At 71.1% G+C, this 23,226-nt stretch carries 20 protein-coding genes; 13 read left to right on the top strand and 7 right to left on the bottom strand.

Annotated features, from left to right (window positions below; genetic code table 11):
• Positions 1 to 41: 41 nt before the first annotated feature.
• The 5 genes from ABTX24_RS00810 to ABTX24_RS00790 all read left to right on the top strand — a co-directional run bounded on the left by ABTX24_RS00810 (position 42) and on the right by ABTX24_RS00790 (position 3,778).
• Positions 42 to 509 (top strand): helix-turn-helix domain-containing protein, encoded by a 468-nt coding sequence (locus tag ABTX24_RS00810; RefSeq protein ID WP_160025650.1) that lies wholly within the window; start codon positions 42 to 44, stop codon positions 507 to 509.
• 98 nt (positions 510 to 607) lie between these two features.
• Positions 608 to 1,114, top strand: coding sequence for a 2-oxo-4-hydroxy-4-carboxy-5-ureidoimidazoline decarboxylase (gene uraD / locus ABTX24_RS00805; RefSeq protein WP_350836731.1), 507 nt, complete (start codon positions 608 to 610; stop codon positions 1,112 to 1,114).
• Entirely contained in the window at positions 1,111 to 1,449 is a 339-nt protein-coding gene (uraH, locus tag ABTX24_RS00800) for a hydroxyisourate hydrolase (protein WP_350836729.1), read from the top strand. The genes uraD (ABTX24_RS00805) and uraH overlap by 4 nt, the downstream gene beginning before the upstream one ends.
• 1 nt (position 1,450) lies before the next feature.
• Entirely contained in the window at positions 1,451 to 2,356 is a 906-nt protein-coding gene (pucL, locus tag ABTX24_RS00795) for a factor-independent urate hydroxylase (RefSeq protein WP_350836727.1), read from the top strand.
• A 9-nt stretch (positions 2,357 to 2,365) separates the two neighbouring features.
• Complete coding sequence (locus tag ABTX24_RS00790) at positions 2,366 to 3,778, top strand: nucleobase:cation symporter-2 family protein (protein WP_350836726.1); 1,413 nt, start codon at positions 2,366 to 2,368, stop codon at positions 3,776 to 3,778.
• A 204-nt stretch (positions 3,779 to 3,982) separates the two neighbouring features.
• Here the strand turns inward: ABTX24_RS00790 and ABTX24_RS00785 are convergent, their stop codons facing one another.
• The 7 genes from ABTX24_RS00785 to ABTX24_RS00755 all read right to left on the bottom strand — a co-directional run bounded on the left by ABTX24_RS00785 (position 3,983) and on the right by ABTX24_RS00755 (position 14,272).
• A complete protein-coding gene (locus ABTX24_RS00785; RefSeq protein ID WP_350836724.1) occupies positions 3,983 to 4,480 on the bottom strand; it encodes a hypothetical protein in 498 nt (165 codons plus the stop codon).
• 153 nt (positions 4,481 to 4,633) lie between these two features.
• The gene (locus ABTX24_RS00780; protein WP_350836722.1) at positions 4,634 to 5,935 is read right to left on the bottom strand and encodes a guanine deaminase; all 1,302 of its coding nucleotides are present in this window, start codon (positions 5,933 to 5,935) and stop codon (positions 4,634 to 4,636) included.
• Positions 5,936 to 5,943: 8 nt separating this feature from the next.
• Positions 5,944 to 6,771, bottom strand: a complete 828-nt coding sequence (gene xdhC, locus ABTX24_RS00775) for a xanthine dehydrogenase accessory protein XdhC (protein ID WP_350836720.1) — start codon at positions 6,769 to 6,771, stop codon at positions 5,944 to 5,946.
• Between the two features lie 4 nt (positions 6,772 to 6,775).
• Positions 6,776 to 9,157 carry a xanthine dehydrogenase molybdopterin binding subunit gene (gene xdhB / locus ABTX24_RS00770; protein WP_350836718.1) on the bottom strand — a complete coding sequence of 794 codons (2,382 nt, stop codon included), beginning with the start codon at positions 9,155 to 9,157 and terminating at the stop codon, positions 6,776 to 6,778.
• Positions 9,154 to 10,590: a xanthine dehydrogenase small subunit gene (locus ABTX24_RS00765; protein WP_350836716.1), complete on the bottom strand. Its 1,437-nt coding sequence runs from the start codon at positions 10,588 to 10,590 to the stop codon at positions 9,154 to 9,156. Before ABTX24_RS00765 ends, xdhB begins: the two co-directional genes overlap by 4 nt.
• Entirely contained in the window at positions 10,587 to 12,542 is a 1,956-nt protein-coding gene (gene uraD, locus ABTX24_RS00760; RefSeq protein ID WP_350836714.1) for a 2-oxo-4-hydroxy-4-carboxy-5-ureidoimidazoline decarboxylase, read from the bottom strand. The genes ABTX24_RS00765 and uraD (ABTX24_RS00760) overlap by 4 nt, the downstream gene beginning before the upstream one ends.
• A gap of 197 nt (positions 12,543 to 12,739) precedes the next feature.
• Positions 12,740 to 14,272, bottom strand: a complete 1,533-nt coding sequence (locus tag ABTX24_RS00755) for a PucR family transcriptional regulator (RefSeq protein WP_350836713.1) — start codon at positions 14,270 to 14,272, stop codon at positions 12,740 to 12,742.
• A 200-nt stretch (positions 14,273 to 14,472) separates the two neighbouring features.
• On the opposite strand from ABTX24_RS00755, the gene ABTX24_RS00750 reads away from it, so the two are divergent.
• From ABTX24_RS00750 to ABTX24_RS00715, 8 genes are all read left to right on the top strand, one after another.
• Positions 14,473 to 15,294 (top strand): hydroxypyruvate isomerase family protein, encoded by an 822-nt coding sequence (locus ABTX24_RS00750; RefSeq protein ID WP_350836711.1) that lies wholly within the window; start codon positions 14,473 to 14,475, stop codon positions 15,292 to 15,294.
• A gap of 25 nt (positions 15,295 to 15,319) precedes the next feature.
• Positions 15,320 to 16,213 (top strand): 2-hydroxy-3-oxopropionate reductase, encoded by an 894-nt coding sequence (locus ABTX24_RS00745; protein WP_350836709.1) that lies wholly within the window; start codon positions 15,320 to 15,322, stop codon positions 16,211 to 16,213.
• Between the two features lies 1 nt (position 16,214).
• Positions 16,215 to 17,990: a glyoxylate carboligase gene (gene gcl / locus ABTX24_RS00740; RefSeq protein ID WP_350836707.1), complete on the top strand. Its 1,776-nt coding sequence runs from the start codon at positions 16,215 to 16,217 to the stop codon at positions 17,988 to 17,990.
• A gap of 74 nt (positions 17,991 to 18,064) precedes the next feature.
• On the top strand, positions 18,065 to 19,246 hold the full coding sequence (locus ABTX24_RS00735; RefSeq protein WP_160025635.1) for a glycerate kinase: 1,182 nt from the start codon (positions 18,065 to 18,067) through the stop codon (positions 19,244 to 19,246).
• 115 nt (positions 19,247 to 19,361) lie between these two features.
• Positions 19,362 to 20,246, top strand: a complete 885-nt coding sequence (locus ABTX24_RS00730; protein ID WP_350836705.1) for a fumarylacetoacetate hydrolase family protein — start codon at positions 19,362 to 19,364, stop codon at positions 20,244 to 20,246.
• Positions 20,243 to 21,601, top strand: coding sequence for an allantoinase AllB (allB, locus tag ABTX24_RS00725; RefSeq protein WP_160025633.1), 1,359 nt, complete (start codon positions 20,243 to 20,245; stop codon positions 21,599 to 21,601). Before ABTX24_RS00730 ends, allB begins: the two co-directional genes overlap by 4 nt.
• The gene (locus ABTX24_RS00720; protein ID WP_350836703.1) at positions 21,598 to 22,446 is read left to right on the top strand and encodes a bifunctional allantoicase/(S)-ureidoglycine aminohydrolase; all 849 of its coding nucleotides are present in this window, start codon (positions 21,598 to 21,600) and stop codon (positions 22,444 to 22,446) included. Before allB ends, ABTX24_RS00720 begins: the two co-directional genes overlap by 4 nt.
• Positions 22,446 to 23,180 carry an SDR family oxidoreductase gene (locus ABTX24_RS00715; protein WP_350836701.1) on the top strand — a complete coding sequence of 245 codons (735 nt, stop codon included), beginning with the start codon at positions 22,446 to 22,448 and terminating at the stop codon, positions 23,178 to 23,180. The genes ABTX24_RS00720 and ABTX24_RS00715 overlap by 1 nt, the downstream gene beginning before the upstream one ends.
• The last annotated feature ends 46 nt before the right edge of the window (positions 23,181 to 23,226 follow it).

Raw genomic sequence — 23,226 nt, 5'->3', positions numbered from 1 at the left:
GCATCCCGATGGCATGGCGGCAGGCTGGGTAGCCTGCCGCCATGCGCGTCGAAGCCGAGTTCACCACCGAACCGTTCCGTGGCGAGGGCGAGCCTCCCGAGCACGCCACGGCGGCGCTCGCGGCCGCCCGCGAGGCCGGCCTGGAGTGTGACTTCGGGCCGCTGGGCACGTCGGTGCGTGGCGAGCGGGACGCGGTGCTGGCCACGCTGGCTTCGGTCGTGGCCGCCGGCCTGGACCACGGCGCCGACCAGATCACCTTCCAGGTCCGGGTCGAAGGACACAGCGCGCCGCGGCGTACGGCGAGCGGGTTGGACGCACTGCTCGCCGAGGTCGCCGAGAGCCTCGGTGGCGACCTGGCGGCCTTGGACCGCCAGGGGAAGCAGCGCGCCGTGCGGCTGCTGGAGGAGCGCGGCGCCTTCGACTACCGCAAGAGCGCCGAGATCGTGGCGGCCGCGCTCGGCGTCACCCGGTTCACGGTCTACAACTACCTGAACCGCGAGCGGGAGTAGTCCCTACTTTTCAACAAACTGTTGACTGTGATGAGCGACACATGCAATCGTTGCTGCTGTACGGAAATTAGTTTCCGCATAGCGAGAGAGAACGGTTCATGGATCTCCAGAGCTTCAACACCTCACCGGCGCACGTCGTACGGCCCGTGCTCCAGGCCTGCTGCGACGCTCCGAGCTGGGTCGCCGCCGTCCTGGCCGGGCGTCCCTACGCCGCAGAGGCCGACCTCTTCCGGGCCGCCGACGAGGCGGCCCGACGGTTCACCGCGGCCGACGTCGACCAGGCGCTGACCGCCCACCCCAGGATCGGGGAGCGCGCCGAGGGCGCGCACCCCGAGGCCGCCTGGTCGCGGCGCGAGCAGGCCGCGGTCGGCACCGACCAGGCCACTTCCCACGCGCTCGCCGAGGGCAACCGGGCCTACGAGGAGCGCTTCGGCCGGGTCTTCCTGATCTGCGCCTCGGGCCTCTCGGCGGACCAGGTGCTCGGCGCCCTCCGCGAGCGGCTGGGTCACGAGCACGACGAGGAGGCGGCCGTGGTCGCCGACGAGCTGCGCAAGATCGCGCTGCTCCGCCTCGAGCGCGTCCTGGCCGCGGAGGTCTCGGCATGACCAGCGCCATCACCACCCACGTACTCGACACCGCGCTCGGCCGTCCGGCCGCCGGTGTCCCGGTCCGGCTCAGCCGGATCGACGCCAACGAGTCATCCGTCGTACTCGCCGACGCCGTCACCGACGACGACGGCCGGGTGACCGACCTGGGACCCGATCAGGTCCCGGCCGGCACCTATCAGCTCCGGTTCGGCACCGCCGCCTACTACGCGGCGACCGGTCAGGAGTGCTTCTACCCGCAGGTCTCCGTCACCTTCGCGGTCACCGACCGGCGGCACCACCACGTGCCACTTCTGCTGAGCCCGTTCGCCTACTCCACCTACCGAGGGAGCTGACATGCCCATTCGTCTTGGACCCAACCAGTACGGCAAGGCCGAGAACCGCGTCGTACGCATCTACCGCGACACTCCGCGCCACCAGATCCGTGACCTCAACGTCTCCACCGCGCTGCGCGGCAGCTTCGACGACGCCCACACCACTGGCGACCAGCAGGACGTACTGCCGACCGACACCCAGAAGAACACCGTCTTCGCCTACGCGAAGGAGATCGGCGTCGCCTCGATCGAGGAGTTCGCGCTGGCTCTCGCCGACCGCTACCTCGAGGCCTGCCCGGCCGCCGAGGGGGCACGGGTCGAGATCGATGAGTACGCCTGGGACCGGATCGAGGTCGATGGAGCGGGTCACGACCACTCCTTCGTCCGCTCGGGTGGCGGCGTACGGACCACGGTGGTGAACGTCGACGGCCGTGGGTCGGATCGAGTGGCGCACGTGGTCTCCGGCATCAAGGACCTGGTCGTGCTCAAGTCGACCGGCTCGGAGTTCCACGGCTTCCTCAAGGACGAGTACACGACCCTGCAGGAGACCACCGACCGGATCCTGGCGACCTCGCTCGTCGCCCGCTGGCGCTATTCCACCACCGAGGTCGACTGGGACAAGGCGTACGACTCCATCCGGGCCCTGCTGCTGCAGCGGTTCGCGGAGATCCACAGTCTCGCGCTGCAGCAGACCCTCCACGGGATGGGCACCTCGGTGCTCGAGCAGCACGGTGATGTCGCCGAGATCAAGTTCTCCGCGCCCAACAAGCACCACTTCCTCTCCGATCTCTCGCCCTTCGGCCTGGACAACCCCGGCGAGGTCTTCTTCGCCGCGGACCGGCCCTACGGCCTGATCGAAGCCTCGGTCGTACGCGACGAGGCGCCAGACGCCGGCAACGCCTGGCACGCCATCCCCGGATTCTGCTGAGGCCCGGCCATGTTAGGTCGCAGGAGGCAGGCCACCGCGCCGATCACGACCCGACCTGAGGACGAGCGGCATCCGCCGGGCCAGCTCCTCGCCTACGGCACGCAGCACATCCTGACGATGTACGGCGGCGTGATCGCGCCGCCGCTCATCGTCGGGGGTGCCGCGGGTCTCTCGGGCACGGACCTCGCGCTGCTGGTGACCGCGGGGCTCTTCGTCTCGGGCTTCGCCACGCTGCTCCAGACACTGGGCCTCGGGCCCTTCGGCAGCCGGCTGCCGATCGTGCAGGGCATCTCGTTCGCCAGCGTGTCGACGATGGTCACCATCGCCAGCGAGGACGGGCTGCGCCCGGTCTTCGGCGCGATCATCGTCGCCGGCCTGATCGGGCTGGTGCTCTCCTCGTTCTTCGCTCAGCTGGTCAGGCTCTTCCCGGCGGTCGTCACCGGCACGATCATCACGGTCATCGGGCTCTCGCTGATGCCGGTGGCGTTCCGCTGGGCGATGGGCAACGACGCCTCCGCGCCGGACTACGGCTCGATGACGAACATCGCGTACGCCGGGCTGACGCTGCTCATCATCCTGGTGATCAGCCGGGTGTTCCAGGGTGCGATCTCGCGGCTCTCGATCCTCATCGGGCTCGTCGTCGGGACCGTGATCGCGGTGATCGCGGGACAGGCGGACTTCTCCTCCGTGGGTAAGGCCGACGTGGTCGCGCTGCCGCCGCTGCTGCACTTCGGCAGCCCGACCTTCGAGGTCGGCGCGATCGTCTCGATGACGATCGTCATTCTGGTGATCATGACCGAGACGACCGCCGACATCCTGGCGATCGGCGAGATCGTGGAGACCGACGTGGACGCTCGACGGGTCGCTCGTGGTCTTCGCGCCGACATGGCCGCCACCACGGTCGCCCCGCTGTTCGGCACCTTCCCGTGCAGCGCTTTCGCCCAGAACGTCGGCCTGGTCGCCCTGACCGGCATCAGGAGTCGGTACGTCGTTGCCACCGGCGGTCTCGTCCTGCTGCTCCTCGGTCTGCTGCCGGTGGTCGGTGCGGTGGTGGCGGCGATCCCGTACCCCGTGCTCGGCGGCGCCGGCATCGTGCTCTTCGGCTCCGTCGCGGCCTCCGGGATCCGCACGCTGTCCCGCGTCGACTACGAGGACAACCTCAACATGGTGATCGTCTCCGTAGCTCTCGCCGTCGGGATCCTGCCGATCGCCGCACCGACCTTCTGGGACGCCTTCCCGGAGTGGCTCGGGGTCATCATGCACTCCGGCATCAGCGCCACCGCCCTGGTCGCCGTCGTGCTCAACCTGCTGTTCAACGAGATCACCGTCGGCAACCGCTCGGGCGCCTCGGTCTTCGCCGCCTCCCAGGACTCTCGCGAGGGCTTCGGGGACCGGCTCGACGATGACATCGACCGGACCTGACCGGCTGAGGAACGGCGTACGTCGGGCCTGTCGAGTCGGCTCGTCCTCACCCCAAATCATGCCGAGTCGGCTCGTCATAACGAGCCGACTCGGCATGATGTCGTGTCAGGATGCGCCGACTCGACGTTGGGAAGAAAGGCGGCGAGCTGACGTCTCACGCTGCCTTGGACACGCGTGTTCTACGTGTTGTCGGCATCGGGCTGTTCAGCCTTGCGCACGAGCGACCGACCCGAACGGCGGCACGGTGTCGTTGGGCCGAGACCTGATGGTCTTCCCTGTCGACAACCGGACCGTCGCCAGCCGCTCGAGCGGAGCGTCGGCTGGAAGGTTGCCGACCGGGAACCAGACCTCGTGCGTCTCGTCAGGTCGGATCCTCACCGGCAGCGCGAAGCGGGACAGATCGAGCTCACGTACAGGATCCGTCGCGAGCCAGACATGGGTGACCTCCACGTCACGGGTCGATCGGTTGACGATCTTCACATGGAGGTTCGCGCCTGCTGTCGCACCGTCAACGGGGAAGTCGACCGGGACGAGGCCACTCGCCGGCGGGCTGACGAGGCTCTCCTCGGGCTCGAGCCAACGTGCGCGATGCGCCCTGACCTGGACCCGTCGCCACCGGATGGTGGCAGCCAGCGTCGTCAGACCCGAGCCGACGGCGGCACCGACGACGGCCGAGACGATCGCAACGAACAGCTCCGACACTCTGGAGATGGTACGCAGCCAGGACGATCCAGATCGGTGAACCGGTCTTTCGAACGTGTCGAGACGTCACTCCCGTCGGCCGAGTTGGCAGCGAGGTGACCACTCGACCGACCGGGGTGACGCCTCGGCCGACCGGGGTGACGCCTCGGGGTGCTAACCGACGAGGTGGGGGTCGGGGGCGTTGACGAGCTCGCCCTCGATCCAGACGCTGCGTACGTCGGCGGGGGTGCCGAGGGCGAACATCTTGGCGAGGGCGTCGCCGGCATCCGCGGCGTGGGTGAGGCCGACGTCGAGGGGTGTGCTCGCGGCCGGCTTGATCCACTGGGCGTCGAAGCGGCGGCCTACGGAGAAGTCGCCGACCGAGGCCCCGAGGCCGAGGGCCTCGGCTCCGGCGACCGTGGCGAGGTGGAGGAGGTGGGTGGGGGTCAAGGGGTGACCGGCATCGCCGAGGAGCTGCTGGGCGACGTACGCACTCAGGCCCTCCTTGAGCAGGGAGAACCCGGTGCCGGCGCCGACGTCGGAGCCCATCGCGACGCGTACGCCGTGGGCGCGGTGGCGGGCCAGCGGGAACAGGCCGCTGCCGAGGGCGGCGTTGCTGGAGGGGCAGTGCGCGACGGCGGCACCGCGGGCGGCCAACAGAGCGAGCTCGGGGTCGGTCGGGTGCACGTTGTGCGCGAGGACGGTGCCGGGGCCGACCAGGCCGTGCCGGTCGTAGGAGGTCACGTAGTCGCAGCCGAAGAGCGCCTCGACGGTCTCGATCTCGCGGGTGTTCTCGTTGACGTGGGAGGTCAGCATGGCCCCTGGGACGGCACGGAGGACGTCGGCGCAGGCCGCCAACAGCGGATCAGAGCACGACAGCGAGAACCGCGGCGTCACGGCGTAGCGGGCCCGGCCGACGCCGTGCCAGCGGGCTGCGAGCGCGAGAGACTCCTCGCGGGCCCGGTCCGGGTCGGTGAACAGGTCCTCGCGGATGAGCCGGTCGCTGACCACGAGGCCGCTGGTGATCCGCAGCCCGACGCGGGCGGCCTCGGCAAAGACCGTGTCGACCGCGGGCGCGAAGTGGCTGCCGAAGACGAGTGCCGTGGTGGTGCCGGCGCCGACGAGGCCGCGTACGAAATCGGTGGCCACGCCCGCGGCGTAGGTCGGGTCGGCCAGGCGCGCCTCCTCGGGGAGCGCGGTCTGGTCGAGCCAGTCGAGCAGCGGCATGCCGAGGCCGCCGATGACGCGTACCTGCGGGAAGTGCACGTGGGTGTCGACGAATCCGGGCAGCACGAAGCCGCCGGAGAGGTCGACGACCTCCTCCTGGGGGTGCTGGCCGCGAAGGTCGGCGAAGGACCCGCGGGCGCGGACCACGCCGTCGCGTACCAGCAGCGCGCCGTCCTGCTCGGTGCGGAGCCGGCCGCCGGTGAAGGGGTCGTCGGGAGTGTCGAGGAAGGTTCCTCGGTAGAGCGTCATGCGGGATGTCACCTTGCTTGTTGTTCGGTCTGCGCGGGGTCGCCCGCGAAGAGTTGAAGCAGCCGGGCCGCGACGCTGACCGCGATCGTGGCCGGCTCCTTGCCGCCGAGATCTGGGAGCCCGATGGGCGTGGTGATGCGGGCGATCGCCTCGGGCGTGTGGCCCTCGTCGGCGAGCTTCGCCCGGAACCGGCTCCACTTGGCGCTCGAGCCGATCAGCCCGATCGATCCGAGATGCCCGGCACGCAGAGCGGCGTCGCACAGCGCGGCGTCCTCGGCGTGGTCGTGGGTCATGACCAGGACGTGGGTGCCCTCGGGCAGCTCGCCGATGACGAGCTCCGGCAGCACCGGCACCTGGTGGACGTGGATGCCGGCGACGGCGTCGTCCAACCCCCGCAGCTGCTCCGGCTCGAGCTGGGCGGCGCGGGAGTCGACCAGGTGCAGCTCGAGATCGTGGCGGGCGAGGATGCGCGCCAGCTCGAGCCCGACGTGGCCCATCCCGAAGATGGCCACGGACGGGACGACGGGCAGCGGCTCGAGCAGCAGCTCGACCTCACCGCCACAGCACTGCACGCCGTGCTGGTAGGGCGCCTTGTCGGAGAGCGACACCTTCAGACTCTCCGGCACCGCGAGGCCCTCGGTCAGCATCGCGCGGGCGCGCTCGATCGCGACCGCCTCCAGGTTGCCGCCACCGACGGTGGCCCAGGTGTGCTCGGCCGAGACGACCATCTTCGCCCCGGCCTCGCGCGGCGAGTGGCCGCGTACGGACGTCAGGGTCACGAGTACGCCGGGAACCCGCTGCTCGCGCAGCCGCTGGACGGCCTTCAGCCACTCCATGTCATCACCTCTCTCCGGCCATGACCGGCTCGGGCTCGCCGCCCGACTCGGCGGCCTGCGGCGTACGAGCCTTGTCGAGGGCCCAGTAGACGGCCTCCGGAGTGGCGGGACAGCCGAGCTCGACGCTGGTCCCGGCCGGGCCGAAGGCAGCGGCCGCCTCACGCAGCGCCTCGCGTACGGAGAAGGCGAGCATCAGCGGGGGCTCGCCGACAGCCTTGGAACCGTAGACGGCACCCTCCTCGTGTGCCTTCTCGAGCAGCTTCACCCGGAAGTCCGCGGGCATCTCCGAGAAGCTCGGCAGCTTGTACGTGCTCGCCGCCTGCGTCGCCAGCCGGCCCCGGTTGGGTCCGTCGGAGGTGTCCCAGCGCAGGTCCTCCAGGGTCAGCCAGCCGGCACCCTGCACGAAGCCGCCCTCGATCTGACCGATGTCGATCAGCGGGCTCAGGCTGTCGCCGACGTCGTGGACGATGTCGACCCGCCGCAGCGTGTAGGCACCGGTGAAGCCGTCGACCTCCACCTCGGAGGCGGCGACGCCGTTGGCGAAGTACTTGAACGGCTCGCCCTGCATCACGTTGGGGTCCCAGTGCAGACCCTCGGTGCGGTAGAAGCCGGCCGCCCACAGCTGCACTCGCTGGTGGTAGGCGATGTTGACCAGCTCGTTCCAACCGATCTCGCCAGACGCGGGAGAGAGGCCGTGGACGACACCGTCATCGAAACGTACGTCCCTGGGACTGATCCCGAGCCGGCCGCCGGCGACCTGGGCGAGCCGCTCACGGATCTGCTCGCAGGCGTTCTTGATCGCGGCCCCGTTGAGGTCGGCGCCGGAGCTGGCCGCGGTCGCCGAGGTGTTGGGCACCTTGTCGGTGCGGGTCGGGGCGAGACGTACGCGGGACAGGGGCAGGCCGAGCGCGGTCGCCGCCACCTGGAGCATCTTGGTGTGCAGGCCCTGGCCCATCTCGGTGCCGCCGTGGTTGATCAGCACCGAGCCGTCCTTGTAGACGTGGACGAGGGCGCCGGCCTGGTTGAAGGCGGTGAGGTTGAACGAGATGCCGAACTTCACCGGAGTCATCGCCAGGCCGCGCTTGGTGTGCGGGTGCCGAGCGTTGAACTCGGCGATCTCCGCCCGGCGCCGAGCCACCTCGCCAGAGGACGCCACCTGGTCCCAGCAGGCCGCCAGCCGGTCGGCCTGGCGGACCTGCTGACCGTACGGCGTGGTCTGGTTCTGCTGGTAGAAGTTGCGGCGGCGCAGCTCGAGCGGGTCGATGCCGAGCAGTGGTGCGCACCGGCCGAGCAGGTCCTCCATGACGAGCATGCCCTGCGGCCCCCCGAAGCCGCGGAAGGCGGTCTGCGAGGTCTTGTTGGTGCGCGCGACGCGGCCGTCGACCCGGATGTCGGGCACCCAGTAGGCGTTGTCGATGTGGCACAGCGCGCGGGCCAGCACCGGCTCGGAGAGGTCGAGGCTCCAGCCGCCGTCGGCGGTCAGGGTGGCCTCGAGGCCGAGGATGTGGCCCTCGTCGTCGAATCCAACGCGCCAGGTGCTGTGGAAGCCGTGGCGCTTGCCGGACATGGTGATGTCCTGGGTGCGGTTGAGGCGCAGCCGCACCGGGCGCCCGGTCAGGGTGGCGCCGAGCGCGGCGATGGCCGCGTAGCCGTGCGGCTGCATCTCCTTGCCGCCGAACGCGCCACCCATCCGCAGGCACTGGACGGTGACCTCGTGGCTCGGGACCCCGAGCACGTGGCCGACGATCTCCTGCGTCTCGGAGGGGTGCTGGGTGCTGCTGTGCACCAGCACCTGGCCACCCTCGTCGACCAGGGCGAGGGAGACGTGGGTCTCGAGATAGAAGTGCTCCTGGCCGGCGAACTCGAACTCGCCCTCGAAGACGTGGGCGGCCTTCTGCAGGGCCGCCGTGACGTCGCCGCGCTCGAGGTTGCGCGGGGTGCCCTGGAAGCTCTCCGCCGCGATCGCCTCGGTCACGGTGACCAGGGCGGGCAGCGGCTCGTAGTCGACCTCGATCGCGGCCGCGCCCAGCCGAGCGGCCTCCTGGGTCTCGCCGAGCACCCAGCACACCGCGTGGCCGTGGAACATCACCTCGGTGGGGAAGAGCGGCTCGTCGTGCTTGACGCCGGCATCGTTGACGCCCGGTACGTCCTCGGCGGTCAGCACCCGGACGACGCCGGGCACGTCGTAGGCCGGGGCGGTCCGCAGCGCGGTGACGAGGGCATGGGTGTGCGGGGCCTGGACCGGCCAGGCGTGCAGCACGCCGGTCATCCGTCCGACCAGGTCGTCGGTGTAGAGCGCCTCGCCGGTGACGTGCAGCGCGGCGCTCTCGTGGGGCAGCGGGATCCCGACGATCGGGTTGTCGGGTCGTTCGGACAGGGCGCTCATGCAGGCACCTCCTCGCGGTCGTTGTGGAACAGGCGCAGCAGGGACTGGCCCAGCATCGCCGAGCGGTAGGACGCGCTGGCGCGGTGGTCGTCCATCGGTGTGCCCTCGCCGGCCAGGACGGCCGCGGCGCGGCGTACGGTCTCCTCGGTCCAGGACCGGCCGACCAGGGCGTCCTCGGTGGCGACGGCACGCAGCGGGGTGGCCGCCACGCCGCCCAGACCGATCCGGGCGCGGACCACGGTGCCGTCGACGACCTCGACCGCGTAGCCGACGGCCACGCTGGAGATGTCGTCGAAACGGCGCTTGGCGATCTTGTGGAAGCCGACGAGCGGGGCCAGCGGCAGCGGGATCCGTACGCTGCGGATCAGCTCGTCGGCGGCGCGGACGGTCTCGCGGTAGCCGGTGAAGTAGTCGGCCAGCGGGACGACCCGCTCGCCGCGCGGCGAGGCCAGGACGACCTCGGCGTCGAGCGCGAGCAGCGCCGGCGGGGCGTCGCCGATGGGCGAGGCGGTGCCGATGTTGCCGCCGAGCGTCGCGCCGTTGCGGATCAGCCGCGAGGCGAACTGCGGGAACAGTTCGGCCAGCAGCGGGATCCGGCCGTTGAGCTTGCGCTCGATCTCGGTCAGGGTGAGGGCCGCGCCGATCTCGACGTGGCCGGTTCGGAACGAGAGCTCGCGCAGCTCGGGCAGCCGGTCCACCGCCACGACCAGGGGTGCGCGGCGGCCGCGGATGTTGACCTCGACGCCCCAGTCGGTCGAGCCGGCGACGACCTGCGCCTCCGGCCACTCGGTGATCAGGTCGAGGGCCTCGGTGAGCGTCTCCGGGCGTACGAACTCGGCGCCGTCGACCGCGATCCGGGTCGGTCGCGGCTCGGGCGGAGGCTGCTGCTGGCGCGCGGCGAAGGCGTCGTCGGCCTCGGGTGCGCCGAGGGCGTAGGCGGCATCGCGGATCGGGCGGTAGCCGGTGCAGCGGCACAGGTTGCCGCTCAGCGCGTGCAGATCGACGCCGTTCGGGCCGTGCTCGTGGTCGCAGGTCTCGGCGGTCGCCTCGCGGCTCGGGCGGTAGTACTCCGCGGCGAGGCTGCAGACGAAGCCGGGCGTGCAGTAGCCGCACTGCGACCCGCCGCGTACGGCCAGCTCCTGCTGGACCGGATGCAGGTCGTCGCTGGAGCCGAGACCCTCGCTGGTCACCAGCTCCTGGCCGTCGAGCGCGGCGACGGGGACGAGGCAGGCGTTGATCGCGGTCCACTCGGTCGGCGAGGTGGTGCCGGGCCGGGCGACGAGCACCGAACAGGCGCCGCACTCGCCCTCGGCACAGCCCTCCTTGGCGCCGGTCAGGCCACGTCCGCGCAGCCAGTCGAGGGCGGTGGTGTGGGTGGCGACCCCGGTCAGGGGTACGTGGTCCCCGTTGACGGTGACAGAGGGATCGGTCATGGCTGGCTCCGGATCGGGTTGCGGGTGCGGGCGCTGTGGATCGGGTTGGCATCGCGCAGGAAGTCGTCGAAGCGGTGGCCGGCGATCTTGGCGATCTCGATCAGCGCGGCGGCGTGCTCCTGCCGTTCGCAGTTCCCGAGCCGCGACCGGCCCTCGGCGAGGATCCGGTCGAGCGAGTCGGAGTCGCGTACGGAGATGACCAGCGGGAAGCCGAACCGCTCGTGGTAGGCGTCGGTGAGCGAGGACAGTGTCTCCTGGTCCGGCTCGGCCAGGTGGGTCAGGCCGCGCGAGGACTGGTCGCGCAGCGACTCCTCGCCGACCATCCCCTCCGAGACGAGGCGCGAGCCGAGCTCGGGGTAGGCCTCGATCAGCTCGCGCTGCTCCTCGACGGAGCCGCTGAAGAGGGCGTCCTGGAAGGCGCGGCGCAGGGCGTGCGTGTCGGCGAACGGACGCTGCTGCCAGGCCCGCTCCACCATCCACCGCGGTCCCTGGAAGAGACCGTCGAACGTCTCCACGAACTCCGTACGCCCCATCTGGTTGACCTGGTCGAGCCGGACGCCCTCGCCGGGCTGGCCGGCGACGGCGGGGCCGTAGTCCGGGCCGACGTGGTGGAACAGGATGTTGAGCAGGATCGCGGTGAGGCTGCCGAGGGTGATGCCGCTGCCGAAGATGATCTCGGCCCAGTCCGGGACGGCCTGGGCGACCTCCGGCTGCGCGGTGACGTACATCGCCAGGCCGACGCTGGTCGCCACGATCACCACGTTGCGGTGGTCGTGGAAGTCGACCTTGCTGAGCGTCTGGAAGCCGACGACGGCGACCGTCGCGAACATCGCCAGGGCGGCGCCGCCGAGGACCGGGTGCGGGATGCCGGCGACGATCGCGCCGACCTTCGGGAGCAGCCCGATGAACACCATGATCAGGCCCGCCGCGGCGACGACCCAGCGGCTCTTGACCCGGGTCAGCCGGACGAGGCCGACGTTCTCGGCGAAGCAGGTGTAGGGGAAGGAGTTGAAGACGCCGCCGATGGTGGTGGCCAGGCCGTCGGCGCGCAGGGCGCGGGCGATGTCGTTGCGGCCGATCCGCTTCTCGACGATCTCGCCGGTGGCGAAGACGTCACCGGTGGTCTCGACGGCGGTGATCAGCATGACGACGATCATCGACACGATCGCGGCCGCAGAGAACTGTGGCCAGCCGAAGTGGAACGGCGTGGTCACGCCCACCCAGTCGGAGCTGGCGACCGCGTCGAAGTGGGCATCCCCGAGGGCCCAGGCGACCAGGGTGCCGACGACCAGGCCGACGAGCACTGCGACGGTGGCCATGAAGCCCTTGAACACCCGCTGGATGACCACGATCAGGGCCAGGGTGCCCAGGGCGTACGCCAGGTTGCGGCCGCTGGTGGGGTCCGAGGTCGGGCCGGCGCCACCGGTCGCGTCCGCGGCAGCGACGGGCAGCAGCGCGATGCCGATGATGGTGATCACTGAGCCGGTCACGACCGGCGGGAAGAACCGGATCAGCCGGCTGAAGTAGGGGGCGATGAAGAACGTCGCGAGTCCGGCGACGATCACCGCGCCGTAGATGACGAGCAGCCCGTCCGTGCCGCCTCCCGCCGCGAGGCCGATCGCGATCATCGGCGAGACGGCGGTGAAGGTGACACCCTGCAGCAGCGGCAGGCGTACGCCGACCTTCCAGAAGCCGACCGACTGGATGATCGAGGCGATGCCGCAGGTGAACAGGTCGGCGTTGATCAGGTGGATCAGCTCCTCCTGGCTCAACCCGATGGAGTTGGCGAGCAGGATCGGGACGATCACCGCCCCGGCGTAGAACGCGAGCACGTGCTGGAGGCCGTAGACGGCGAGCTTGCCCGCCGGGAGCACCTCGTCGACGGGGTGGGTGGGGCGGCCACCGTCCTTCTTCTGGGGCCGTATCGACCTCAGGACTGCTCTCGCGTTCATCCTCACACCTTTCTCGGGGGCGCCCTGATGGGCAGGTGAGCTGTGACTAACACCACAGCCTGGTACTTTCGGGCCCCGAGCGGCACCCGCCGATCATCCGAAGATGGGGTCTGCGTCGATGCGGCCTTTGTGTGATGCTCCAGAATGACCTGCGGCCGGTTGCAGAGCGGTTTCGTACCGGTTTCGGCGGCCGTATTTCACAGCGATCTGAGGGCGAGGAAGACGTCGACGCGGTCCTCCATCGTGGTCAGATCACGCCCGGTCAGCTCCTCGACCCGGGAGATCCGGTAGCGCACGCTGTTGACGTGGAGGTGGAGCGACTCCGCGGTACGCGTCCACGACCCGGCGTACGTCAGGAACCGGTCGAGCGTCGGCACCAGATCGCTGCCGGTGCGCTGGTCGTGCTCGAGGACGGGGCCGAGGACACGCTGCGCGTAGGTGCGGCGGATGTCGTCGGGGACCGTGGCGAGCAGCAGTACGTGGGAGGTGACCTCCTCCGAGCTGGACAGCGCCACCGCGCCGCCGCCGGAGCGGGCGACCCGGTGCGCGAACCGGGCCTCCTCGAGCGCGCCGGCCAGCGCGTCGATGGCGCTCTCGCCACTCAGTCCCACCGACAGCGAGCCGCGGACCAGGGCCGGCGCCAACCGGGTGAGCGAGCGGCGCAGCTGGTCGGTGAGGTCCGGGCGGGACGGGAGGAAGGCGACGGCACAGCCGTCCCGCGCGCTCGCGACCACGGACGGCCCCAGCCCGAGGGCCACATCCTCGAGCACCGCGGCCACCGCGTCCGGCGGGCCACCCGGTCCGAGCTCGGCCACGGCGAGCACCAGCGGACGCTCGGGGTCGAGCCCGGACTGGCGTAGCCCGGTCGCGATCTCGGCAGGCGAGGCGCCGGCCTCCAGATGGGCGAGGGTCGCGGCCGCGAGCGGTCGCCGGACGCGAAATCCCTCGTCGCGCCGGGAGCGGTCCAGAGCTGTGATGGCGCCGAACTCGTGGACCATGTCGAGGTCCTCCCGAGGCCAGGTGGTGTGGTCGCCCTCGACCGCCACGGTCCATCCGGTGAGGCGGTCGGCCAGGCCCGATCCGATGGGGAACAGCGAGTAGCTGCGGTCGCCCACCTCGGCCACGGCGGGCAGCAGGTCGGCGGTCAGGAAGCGGCGGGTCAGCGCGTCGACCGTCTCGGGATCGAGCTCTCCGGGGCCGGGTACGACATGGCGCCCGCTGGCGGTGAGGACCCGGCACGCATGGCCGATCTCGGAGGCCACCCGGGCGGCCAGCTCGTCGAGGCTGCGACCCGAGGCGATGGCGGAGAGGAGCTGACGCTGGCGGGCCAGGCTGGCCGACATCCGTGCGCTCGCGCCGGCGGCGCCTGCGGCCGCGACGTACTCGGTGACGTCGGCGAACGCCACGTCGCCGGGCACCTCGACCAGGGCGACCTGATGGCGGTGACAGGCCTCGACGAGGTCGTCGGGAACGGCGCCGAGCAGGGCCGCTCCGGCCAGCAGACAGGTCGCGCCACCCTCGGCGATCGAGGACACGAACGTCTCGCTGTCCTCCGGTCCGCGGCGCCAGACCAGCCCGGTGAGCACGAGCTCGCCGCCGTTCAGGTAGCGGCCCGGCTCGAGTAGGTCGATCGTGATCGTGCGCCCCACCGGACGCTCCAGCGAGCCGTCGGGGGCGTGCAGGAGTCGCAGGCCCAGGCTGGGCTGCTCCAACAGCTCTGCAAGTAGCACGGTGCCTCCACCGGTCCGCCGGTCCATATCGGCCGCGTCTTGGAGGAACGTACAACGCCCGCGCATGTGCACGGGAGGCCCGTTGTCGTTTCTTCACCACTTTGCGGCCGAGTCCGAGACGCGGGTTGACGTGACTCCGCTCACATCCTTATATTTCGAATGTCAGAAATCAAATTCCGCAATACGGAAGGAACGGTGTGATGACCCACCAGCTCCGGTACGAGGTGAACTGCTCGATCCTGTTCACCGAGCTCCCGCTGCTCGAGCGCCCCGCGGCGGTGAAGGCCGCCGGCTTCGACGCGGTGGAGTTCTGGTGGCCGTTCGCCGAGGCGGTGCCGTCCGACCAGGACGTCGACGCCTTCGTGACCGCCGTGCAGGACGCCGGGGTGCACCTGGTCGGCCTCAACTTCTTCGCCGGCGACATGCCTGCCGGCGACCGCGGCCTGGTCTCGTGGCCGGCCCGGTCGGCGGAGTTCCGCGACAACATCGACGTCACGATCGGCATCGGTGAGCGGCTCGGCTGCACGGCGTTCAACGCCCTCTACGGCAACCGCGTCGACGGTGTCGCCCCCGAGGAGCAGGACGAGCTCGGCGCCGAGAACCTCGCTCTGGCCGCCCGCGCGGCAGCCCGCATCGGCGGCACCGTGCTGGTCGAGCCGGTCAGCGGCGCCGACCGCTATCCGCTGCTCACCGCCGCCGACGCGGTGGCGGCGATCGACCGTGCCGGCGAGGCCAACATCGGTCTGCTCGCCGACCTCTACCACCTCGCCGTGAACGGCGACGACGTCGACGCGGTGATCGCTGCGTACGCCGCTCGCATCGCCCACGTCCAGATCGCCGACGCCCCGGGCCGCAACGAGCCCGGCACCGGCCAGCTCCCGCTCGAGCGTCAGCTCGCCGCGCTCGAGGCGGCGGGATACAGCGGCTGGGTCGGGCTGGAGTACAAGCCCGCCACGGCCTCCGCCGAGAGCTTCGACTGGCTGCCGCGCGAGCGCCGCAGCGCCGCGACCGCCACCCACTGACCACCCCCCCCGCAGGAGGAACATCATGACCAACATCGCCTTCATCGGCCTCGGCATCATGGGCAGCCCGATGGCCGCCCGCCTCGTCGAGGCGGGCCACACCGTCGCCGGCTTCGACCACAGCCCCGAGCGCACCCAGGCCCTGGCTGCGGCGGGCGGCCGCGCGGCCACCTCGACCGCCGACGCCTGCCGCGACGCCGAGGTCGTCTGCGTCATGGTCCCGGACTCGCCTCACGTCGAGGAGGTCCTCACCGCCGAGGGCGGCGTCTTCGAGTCCGCCCCCGCCGGTGCGCTGATCATCGACTTCTCCAGCATCAGGCCCGACGTGAGCGCGACGCTCGCCGAGCAGGCCACTGGGCGTGGCTTCCGGATCCTCGACGCCCCGGTCTCCGGCGGCGAGGCCGGCGCGAAGAACGCGGCCCTCTCGATCATGGTCGGCGGGTCGGCCGACGACTTCGCGACCGCGAAGCCGCTCTTCGACGTCGTGGGCAAGACCATCGTCCACGTCGGTCCGAGCGGGGCCGGCCAGACGGTCAAGGCGGCCAACCAGCTCATCGTCGCCGCCAACATCCAGGCGCTCTCGGAGGCGGTCGTCTTCCTCGAGGCGTACGGCGTGGACACGAAGGCCGCCCTCGAGGTGCTCGGTGGCGGGCTCGCCGGGTCGAGCGTGCTCAACCAGAAGAAGGAGAACATGCTCACCCGCTCCTTCCAGCCCGGCTTCCGGATCGACCTGCACCACAAGGACATGGGGATCGTCACCTCCGCCGCCCGCGAGGCCGGCGTCGTGGTCCCGCTCGGCTCGCTGGTCGCCCAGCTGATGGCGAGCGCCCGGGCCAACGGCGACGGCGGCCTGGATCACTCCGCACTGCTCCGCGGGGTCGAGCGCCTGAGCGGCTCTGTCACCAAGGGAGAGAACTGAGATGGCACGCATGCGCGCGGTCGACGCCGCTGTCCTGATCCTGGAGAAGGAGGGCGCGACCCAGCTGTTCGGCCTTCCGGGTGCCGCGATCAACCCGTTCTACAGCGCGATGCGCAAGCACGGCGGGCTCCAGCACGTGCTCGCCCGTCACGTCGAGGCGGCCTCGCACATGGCCGAGGGCTACACCCGGGCGAAGGCCGGCAACATCGGCGTCTGCATCGGCACCTCCGGCCCGGCCGGCACCGACATGATCACCGGGCTCTACTCGGCCTCCGCCGACTCGATCCCGATCCTGTGCATCACGGGGCAGGCTCCGGTCGCGAAGCTCCACAAGGAGGACTTCCAGGCGGTCGACATCGCCTCCGTCGCCGGACCGCTCACCAAGATGGCGGTCACCGTGATGGAGCCGGCCCAGGTCCCGGGCACCTTCCAGAAGGCCTTCCGGCTGATGCGCGAGGGGCGTCCCGGCCCGGTCCTGATCGACCTGCCGCTCGACGTCCAGCTGGCCGAGATCGACTTCGACATCGAGACGTACGAGCCCTTGCCGATCGCCAGACCGGCGGCCAGCCGTGCCCAGGCGGAGAAGGCGCTGGCGATGATGCTCGAGGCGGAGCGCCCCCTGATCGTCGCAGGCGGTGGCGTCATCAACGCCGACGCCTCCGACCTGCTCGTCGAGCTCGCCGAGGTCACCGGGGTTCCCGTCGTCCCCACGCTGATGGGCTGGGGCACGATCCCGGACGACCACACGCTCAACGCGGGCATGGTCGGCCTGCAGACCTCCCACCGCTACGGCAACGCGACCATGCTGGCCAGCGACTTCGTGCTCGGCATCGGCAACCGGTGGGCCAACCGCCACACCGGCTCGGTCGAGACCTACACCCGCGGACGTACGTTCGTGCACATCGACATCGAGCCGACCCAGATCGGCCGGGTCTTCGCGGCGGACTACTCGATCGTCTCCGACGCCCGCGCGGCGCTCGAGGTGCTCGTCGAGGTCGCGAAGGAGTGGGCGGCCGACGGCCGCGTCACCGACCGTGCAGGCTGGGCCGAGGAGTGTGCCGAGCGCAAGCGGACCCTGCAGCGCAAGACCCACTTCGACAACGTCCCGATCAAGCCGCAGCGGGTGTACGAGGAGATGAACCGGGCCTTCGGGTCCGGCACGCGCTACGTCACCACGATCGGCCTGTCCCAGATCCAGGCGGCACAGCTGCTGCACGTCTACAAGCCGCGGCACTGGATCAACGCCGGCCAGGCCGGCCCGCTCGGCTGGACCCTGCCGGCCGCCCTCGGGGTCGCGACCGCCGTCCCCGACGGCCAAGTCGTCGCGCTCTCGGGCGACTACGACTTCCAGTTCCTGATCGAGGAGCTGGCGGTCGGCGCCCAGTTCAACATCCCCTACATCCACGTGGTCGTGAACAACTCCTACCTCGGCCTGATCCGCCAGGCCCAGCGCGGGTTCGAGATGGACTACTGCGTGGAGCTCGCCTTCGACAACGTCAACAGCCCCGAGGTCGAGGGCTACGGCGTCGACCACCTCAAGGTCGCGGAGGGCCTGGGCTGCAAGGCGATCCGGGTGACCGACCCGGCCGATCTCGGGGCTGCCTTCGAGAAGGCCAAGGCGCTTCAGGCGGAGTATCGGGTCCCGGTGCTGGTAGAGGTCATCCTCGAGCGCGTCACCAACGTCTCGATGGGCGTCGAGATCGACGGCGTCGTCGAGTTCGAGGAGCTGGCCGAGCGTGGTGAGCACGCCCCGACCGCGCTCGTCCCGCTGGACTGAGGCAGGCCATGTCTCCCGCTTCCACCTCTGCCGAGTCGGCGCGCCCTGACGCACATCCGCCGAGTCGGCGCGTCATGACGAGCCGACTCGACGGAGATCTCGGTCAGGATGAGCCGACTCGGCCTGCGCAGCGGGTACTGGTCGCCTCCGACAAGTTCAAGGGATCGCTCACCGCTGCCGAGGTCGCGGCGGCGGTGAGCGCCGGGATGCGCCGGGGGAGTCCCGGTGTGGTCGTCGACGCGATCCCGGTCGCCGATGGTGGCGACGGCACCCTGGCGGCGGCCGAGTCCGCCGGGTTCGTCCTCGTACCGGTCGCTGTGGCCGGGCCGACCGGGGAGCCGGTGCGGACGGCGTACGCCCGGAGGGACGACGTCGCGGTCGTCGAGCTCGCCGACGCGTCCGGGTTGGCGCGGCTGCCGGGTGTGCTGGACCCGCTGCGCTCCTCCAGCCTCGGGACCGGGCAGGCGATGGCGGCCGCGATCGATGCGGGCTGTCGCCGGATCGTGCTCGGGATCGGAGGCAGCGCCAGCACCGACGGCGGCGCGGGGCTGCTCTGCGGGCTCGGCGCCAGGCTGTTGACCGTTGCCGGGGACCCGGCGGGCCCAGGTGGAGCCGGGCTCGAGGAGGTTGCCCGGATCGAGGTCGACGAGCTGCGGCGGCGCCTGGACGGGGTCACGGTCACCGTGGCGTGCGACGTCGACAACCCGCTCACCGGCCCCACGGGTGCGGCCGCGGTCTATGGCCCGCAGAAGGGCGCCGATGCGGACCAGGTCCGACGGCTGGACGTCGCGCTCGGCCGTTGGGCGTCTCTGGTGGCCTCGTTCACCGGAATCGATCTCCGTGACCACCCCGGCGCCGGAGCCGCCGGCGGTGTCGGCTTCGCCGCACTCGCCCTGCTCGGCGCGGAGCTGCGATCGGGCATCGAGCTCGTGCTCGAGCTGGTCGACTTCGGCTCCGCCCTGGACGGTGCGGCCCTCGTCGTCACCGGCGAGGGTGCGCTCGATGACCAGACGCTCAACGGAAAGGCCCCTGCCGGCGTCGCCGCCGCGGCTGCCCGCGCCGGTGTCCCGGTCGTGGCCGTCTGCGGGGTCAACCATCTCGACCACGACCGGCTGCAGGCGGCCGGGATCGGCACGGCGTACGCCCTGACGGACATCGAGCCCGACCTGCAGCGCTGCCTGACCGAGGGCGCCGCCCTGCTCGAGCAGATCGCGGAGCGGATCGCCGCCGACCATCTCATCAAGGAGGACGCATGAGCGAGCGGCGGAATGTTCACCGAGGTAACTCGGTGGGCGCCCACCTCCTTCGTGGAGTTCCACGAGGGAAGCGCAACCAGACCGAGGTCCCTCGGTCAGCATCCGAGGAGGCGGCATGAGACTGCTGAGTGTGGGCCCGCCGGGCCAGGAGCGCCCCGCGGCCCTCGACGACCAGGACGTACTGCGTGACCTGTCGGCCGTCGTGCCGGCGATCGACGGCGACCTGCTCGGCGACCCGGAGCGGATCCGGCGGGTGCGGGAGGCCATCGCCTCGGGCGGCCTTCCCGTCGTCGCCGACGGCACCCGGATCGGACCGCCGGTGGCCCGGCCGGGCAAGGTCGTCGGGATCGGGCTCAACTACGAGGACCACGCCGAGGAGGCCGGCGTCGCCATCCCGGACGAGCCGGTCGTCTTCCTCAAGCCCTCGACATCGATCGTGGGGCCGCACGACGCGATCGAGCTGCCGCCGGGGTCGACGATGACCGACTACGAGGTCGAGCTGGGCGTGGTGATCGGCCGCCGACTGACCCGGTGTGCCGACCCGCAGCAGGCCCTGGCCGCGGTCGGCGGCTACCTCACCGCCGACGACGTCAGCGAGCGGGCGCGGATCGCGGCCGGGCCGACATGGGCGAAGGGGAAGTGTGCCGACACCTTCACCCCCATCGGTCCGTGGCTGGTCACGCCCGACGCCGTGGGCGACCCGCAGGCCCTCGGCCTGGAGCTCTGGGTCGACGGCGAGCGCCGGCAGCGGGGGACGACCGCACGGATGGCCTACGGCGTCGGCGAGCTCCTCGCGTTCCTCAGTACGCTGATGACACTCGAGCCCGGCGACCTGGTGCTGACCGGGACGCCTGGCGGGGTCGCAGCGTTGCGGCCCGAGCCCCGGCCCTTCCTGCGGGAGGGGCACGTGGTGGAGGCCGAGGTGACCGGTCTCGGTCGCCAGCGGACCCGGGTGGTGGCAGTCGAAGAGGCAGTCGATGAGGCGGAGGTGAGGGTGTGAGTCGAGATCTCGATGTCGTCATCCGGGCGGCACGGATGGTGACCCCCGAGGGCGAGCGAGCCGGGGCCGTCGGAGTTCGCGACGGTGCGATCGTCGCGGTGGCGCCGATCGCAGAGGACCTGACCGCGGCCCGGGTGGTCGAGCTCGCCGACGACGAGGTGCTGATGCCCGGCGTCGTCGACGCGCACGTGCACGTCAACGACCCCGGCCGGACCGAGTGGGAGGGCTTCGCCTCGGCGACCCGTGCCGCGGCCGCCGGCGGGGTCACCACGATCGTGGACATGCCGCTCAACAGCATCCCGCCCACCTGCGACCTCCCGGCTCTCGACCTCAAGCGCAAGACCGCGGCGAGCCAGGCCTACGTCGACGTCGGCTTCTGGGGCGGAGCCATCCCGGGCAACGTCGCGGAGCTGCGTACGCTGCACGAGGCCGGGGTCTCCGGCTTCAAGTGCTTCCTGCTCCACTCCGGAGTCGACGAGTTCCCGCCGCTCGACAGCGCACAGCTCGAGCTCGCGATGCGCGAGATCGCGTCCTTCGACGGTCTGCTGATCGTCCACGCCGAGGACGCGCACGCGATCGAGCACGCGCCGGAGGCCGGGGGTGCGGCGTACGAAAGATTCCTGCACAGCCGGCCCCGCGGCGCCGAGAACCTCGCCATCGCCCAGGTGATCGAGCTGGCCCGGTGGACCGGCTGCCGCGTCCACATCCTGCACGTCTCCAGCTCCGACGTGCTCGCGATGCTGGCCTCGGCCCGCCGCGACGGGGTCCCGATCACGGCCGAGACCTGCCCCCACTACCTGACCTTCGCCGCGGAGGAGATCCCCGACGGCGCGACGCAGTACAAGTGCTGCCCGCCGATCCGGGAGGCCGCCAACCGCGAGCTGCTCTGGCAGGGCCTGCGCGACGGCGTCATCGACATGGTCGTCACCGACCACTCGCCCTCGACACCCGACCTGAAGGCCCTCGACAGCGGCGACTTCGGGGTCGCCTGGGGTGGCATCTCGTCGCTCCAGCTGGGCCTGTCGGCGGTCTGGACCGAGGCACGGACCCGCGGCTTCACCCTCGCCGACGTCGCCCGGTGGATGTCCGAGGCTCCCGCACGTCATGCCGGGCTGGCCCGCAAGGGGCAGATCGCGGTCGGCCACGACGCCGACTTCGTGGTCCTCGCCCCCGACGCCTCCTACGTGGTCGATGCCGCGAGGCTCCATCACAAGAACGCCGTCACGCCCTACCACGGCCGATCTCTCGCCGGCGTCGTCCGCGCGACCTGGCTGCGTGGCGAGAAGATCGACATCGAGGCCGCGCCCCAGGGCCGGCTGCTCAGCAGAGCCACCACAGAAGGAGCCCGACCATGAGCGCAGCACACAACCCTCCTGGCCGCTACTACGCCCCGACCGGTGGCCACCCGTCGCAGCGTGAGCTGACCACCGACCGGGCCGTCTTCACCGAGGCGTACGCCGTGCTCCCTCGTGGCACCATGCGCGACATCGTCACCAGCAAGCTCCCGTTCTGGGAGGGCACCCGGCTGTGGGTGATCGCCCGCCCGCTCTCGGGGTTCGCCGAGACCTTCTCCCAGTACATCGTCGAGGTCTCGCCCGGCGGCGGCAGTGACAAGCCCGAGCTCGACCCGGGCGCGGAAGGTGTGCTGTTCGTGGTCGAGGGCGCGCTGACGCTCTCGGTCGAGGGCGAGAAGCACGATCTCACCCCGGGCGGCTACGCCTTCCTCCCGCCCGGCTCTACCTGGACGCTGCACAACACCAGCGACCAGGTCGCCCGGTTCCACTGGATCCGCAAGGCCTACCAGGCGGTCGAGGGCATCGACGTTCCCGAACCGTTCGTCACCAACGAGGTCGACGTGCCCGGCGGCGAGATGCCGGGCACCAACGGCGCCTGGAAGACCCAGCGCTTCGTCGACCCCGATGACGTACGCCACGACATGCACGTCAACATCGTCAGCTTCGAGCCCGGCGGCGCGATCCCGTTCCCGGAGACGCACGTGATGGAGCACGGGCTCTACGTCCTCGAGGGCAAGGCCGTCTACCTGCTCAACAAGGACTGGGTGGAGGTGCAGGAGGGCGACTTCATGTGGCTGCGGGCGTTCTGTCCGCAGGCCTGCTATGCCGGTGGACCCGACCGGTTCCGCTACCTGCTCTACAAGGACGTCAACCGGCACGCGGTCCTGTCGAGGCAGTTCACCTGATGCCGGTCGCGGTCGTGACCGGTGCCGGCTCCGGGCTGGGGAGGGTGATCGCGCAGGCGCTGGACGGCGCCGGCTTCCAGGTCGCGCTCCTCGGGCGCACCAAGGCCTCGCTCGAGGAGACCGCGTCGGTGATGGCGCGGTCCCTCGTGCTGCCCACGGACGTCGCTTCCGCCGCTGAGGTGTCGGCGGCGTTCGCCGCGGTCGTCGGGATGTGGGGCCGCGTGGACCTGCTGGTCAACAACGCCGGCACGTTCGGGCCGAGCGGCGAGGTCGACGAGGTCCCGCCCGAGGAGTTCGCCGCGACGCTGGCCGTCAACGTCACCGGCTCCTTCCTCTGCGCCCGCGAGGCGTTCGCCCAGATGAAGCGGCAGGACCCGCGCGGCGGGCGGATCATCAACAACGGCTCGATCTCCGCGCACGTGCCGCGACCGGGCAGCGCCGCCTACACCACCTCCAAGCACGCGATCACCGGTCTCACCCGTTCGCTGGCCCTCGACGGCCGCACCCACGACATCGCGGTCGGCCAGATCGACATCGGCAACGCGGCCACCGAGATGACCGCCGGGATCGCTGGCGGCGCCCGTCAGGCCGACGGCACCGTACGTCCCGAGCCGACCTTCGACCCGCAGCACGTCGCCGACGCGGTGGTCGCGATGGCCCAGCTGCCGCTCGGGGTCAGCGTGCCTGCGATGACCATCCTCGCGACCGGGATGCCGTACGCCGGTCGCGGCTGACGCTCCTCGGGCCGTCCCGAGAAAGGTGACGGCCCGGGACCAATCC

The sequence above is a fragment of the Nocardioides sp. NPDC127514 genome (assembly GCF_040302125.1).
Classification (GTDB): domain Bacteria; phylum Actinomycetota; class Actinomycetes; order Propionibacteriales; family Nocardioidaceae; genus Nocardioides.
Note: the sequence above shows the minus strand (reverse complement) of the source record. Positions and strands in the feature narration are given on the sequence as shown.

Coding starts and splice junctions, on each gene's coding strand:
- ABTX24_RS00810 (WP_160025650.1), top strand. CDS start 42: ATGCGCGTCGAAGCCGAGTTCACCACCGAACCGTTCCGTGGCGAGGGC.
- uraD (WP_350836731.1), top strand. CDS start 608: ATGGATCTCCAGAGCTTCAACACCTCACCGGCGCACGTCGTACGGCCC.
- uraH (WP_350836729.1), top strand. CDS start 1,111: ATGACCAGCGCCATCACCACCCACGTACTCGACACCGCGCTCGGCCGT.
- pucL (WP_350836727.1), top strand. CDS start 1,451: ATGCCCATTCGTCTTGGACCCAACCAGTACGGCAAGGCCGAGAACCGC.
- ABTX24_RS00790 (WP_350836726.1), top strand. CDS start 2,366: ATGTTAGGTCGCAGGAGGCAGGCCACCGCGCCGATCACGACCCGACCT.
- ABTX24_RS00780 (WP_350836722.1), bottom strand. CDS start 5,935: ATGACGCTCTACCGAGGAACCTTCCTCGACACTCCCGACGACCCCTTC.
- xdhC (WP_350836720.1), bottom strand. CDS start 6,771: ATGGAGTGGCTGAAGGCCGTCCAGCGGCTGCGCGAGCAGCGGGTTCCC.
- xdhB (WP_350836718.1), bottom strand. CDS start 9,157: ATGAGCGCCCTGTCCGAACGACCCGACAACCCGATCGTCGGGATCCCG.
- ABTX24_RS00765 (WP_350836716.1), bottom strand. CDS start 10,590: ATGACCGATCCCTCTGTCACCGTCAACGGGGACCACGTACCCCTGACC.
- uraD (WP_350836714.1), bottom strand. CDS start 12,542: ATGAACGCGAGAGCAGTCCTGAGGTCGATACGGCCCCAGAAGAAGGAC.
- ABTX24_RS00750 (WP_350836711.1), top strand. CDS start 14,473: ATGACCCACCAGCTCCGGTACGAGGTGAACTGCTCGATCCTGTTCACC.
- ABTX24_RS00745 (WP_350836709.1), top strand. CDS start 15,320: ATGACCAACATCGCCTTCATCGGCCTCGGCATCATGGGCAGCCCGATG.
- gcl (WP_350836707.1), top strand. CDS start 16,215: ATGGCACGCATGCGCGCGGTCGACGCCGCTGTCCTGATCCTGGAGAAG.
- ABTX24_RS00735 (WP_160025635.1), top strand. CDS start 18,065: ATGACGAGCCGACTCGACGGAGATCTCGGTCAGGATGAGCCGACTCGG.
- ABTX24_RS00730 (WP_350836705.1), top strand. CDS start 19,362: ATGAGACTGCTGAGTGTGGGCCCGCCGGGCCAGGAGCGCCCCGCGGCC.
- ABTX24_RS00720 (WP_350836703.1), top strand. CDS start 21,598: ATGAGCGCAGCACACAACCCTCCTGGCCGCTACTACGCCCCGACCGGT.
- ABTX24_RS00715 (WP_350836701.1), top strand. CDS start 22,446: ATGCCGGTCGCGGTCGTGACCGGTGCCGGCTCCGGGCTGGGGAGGGTG.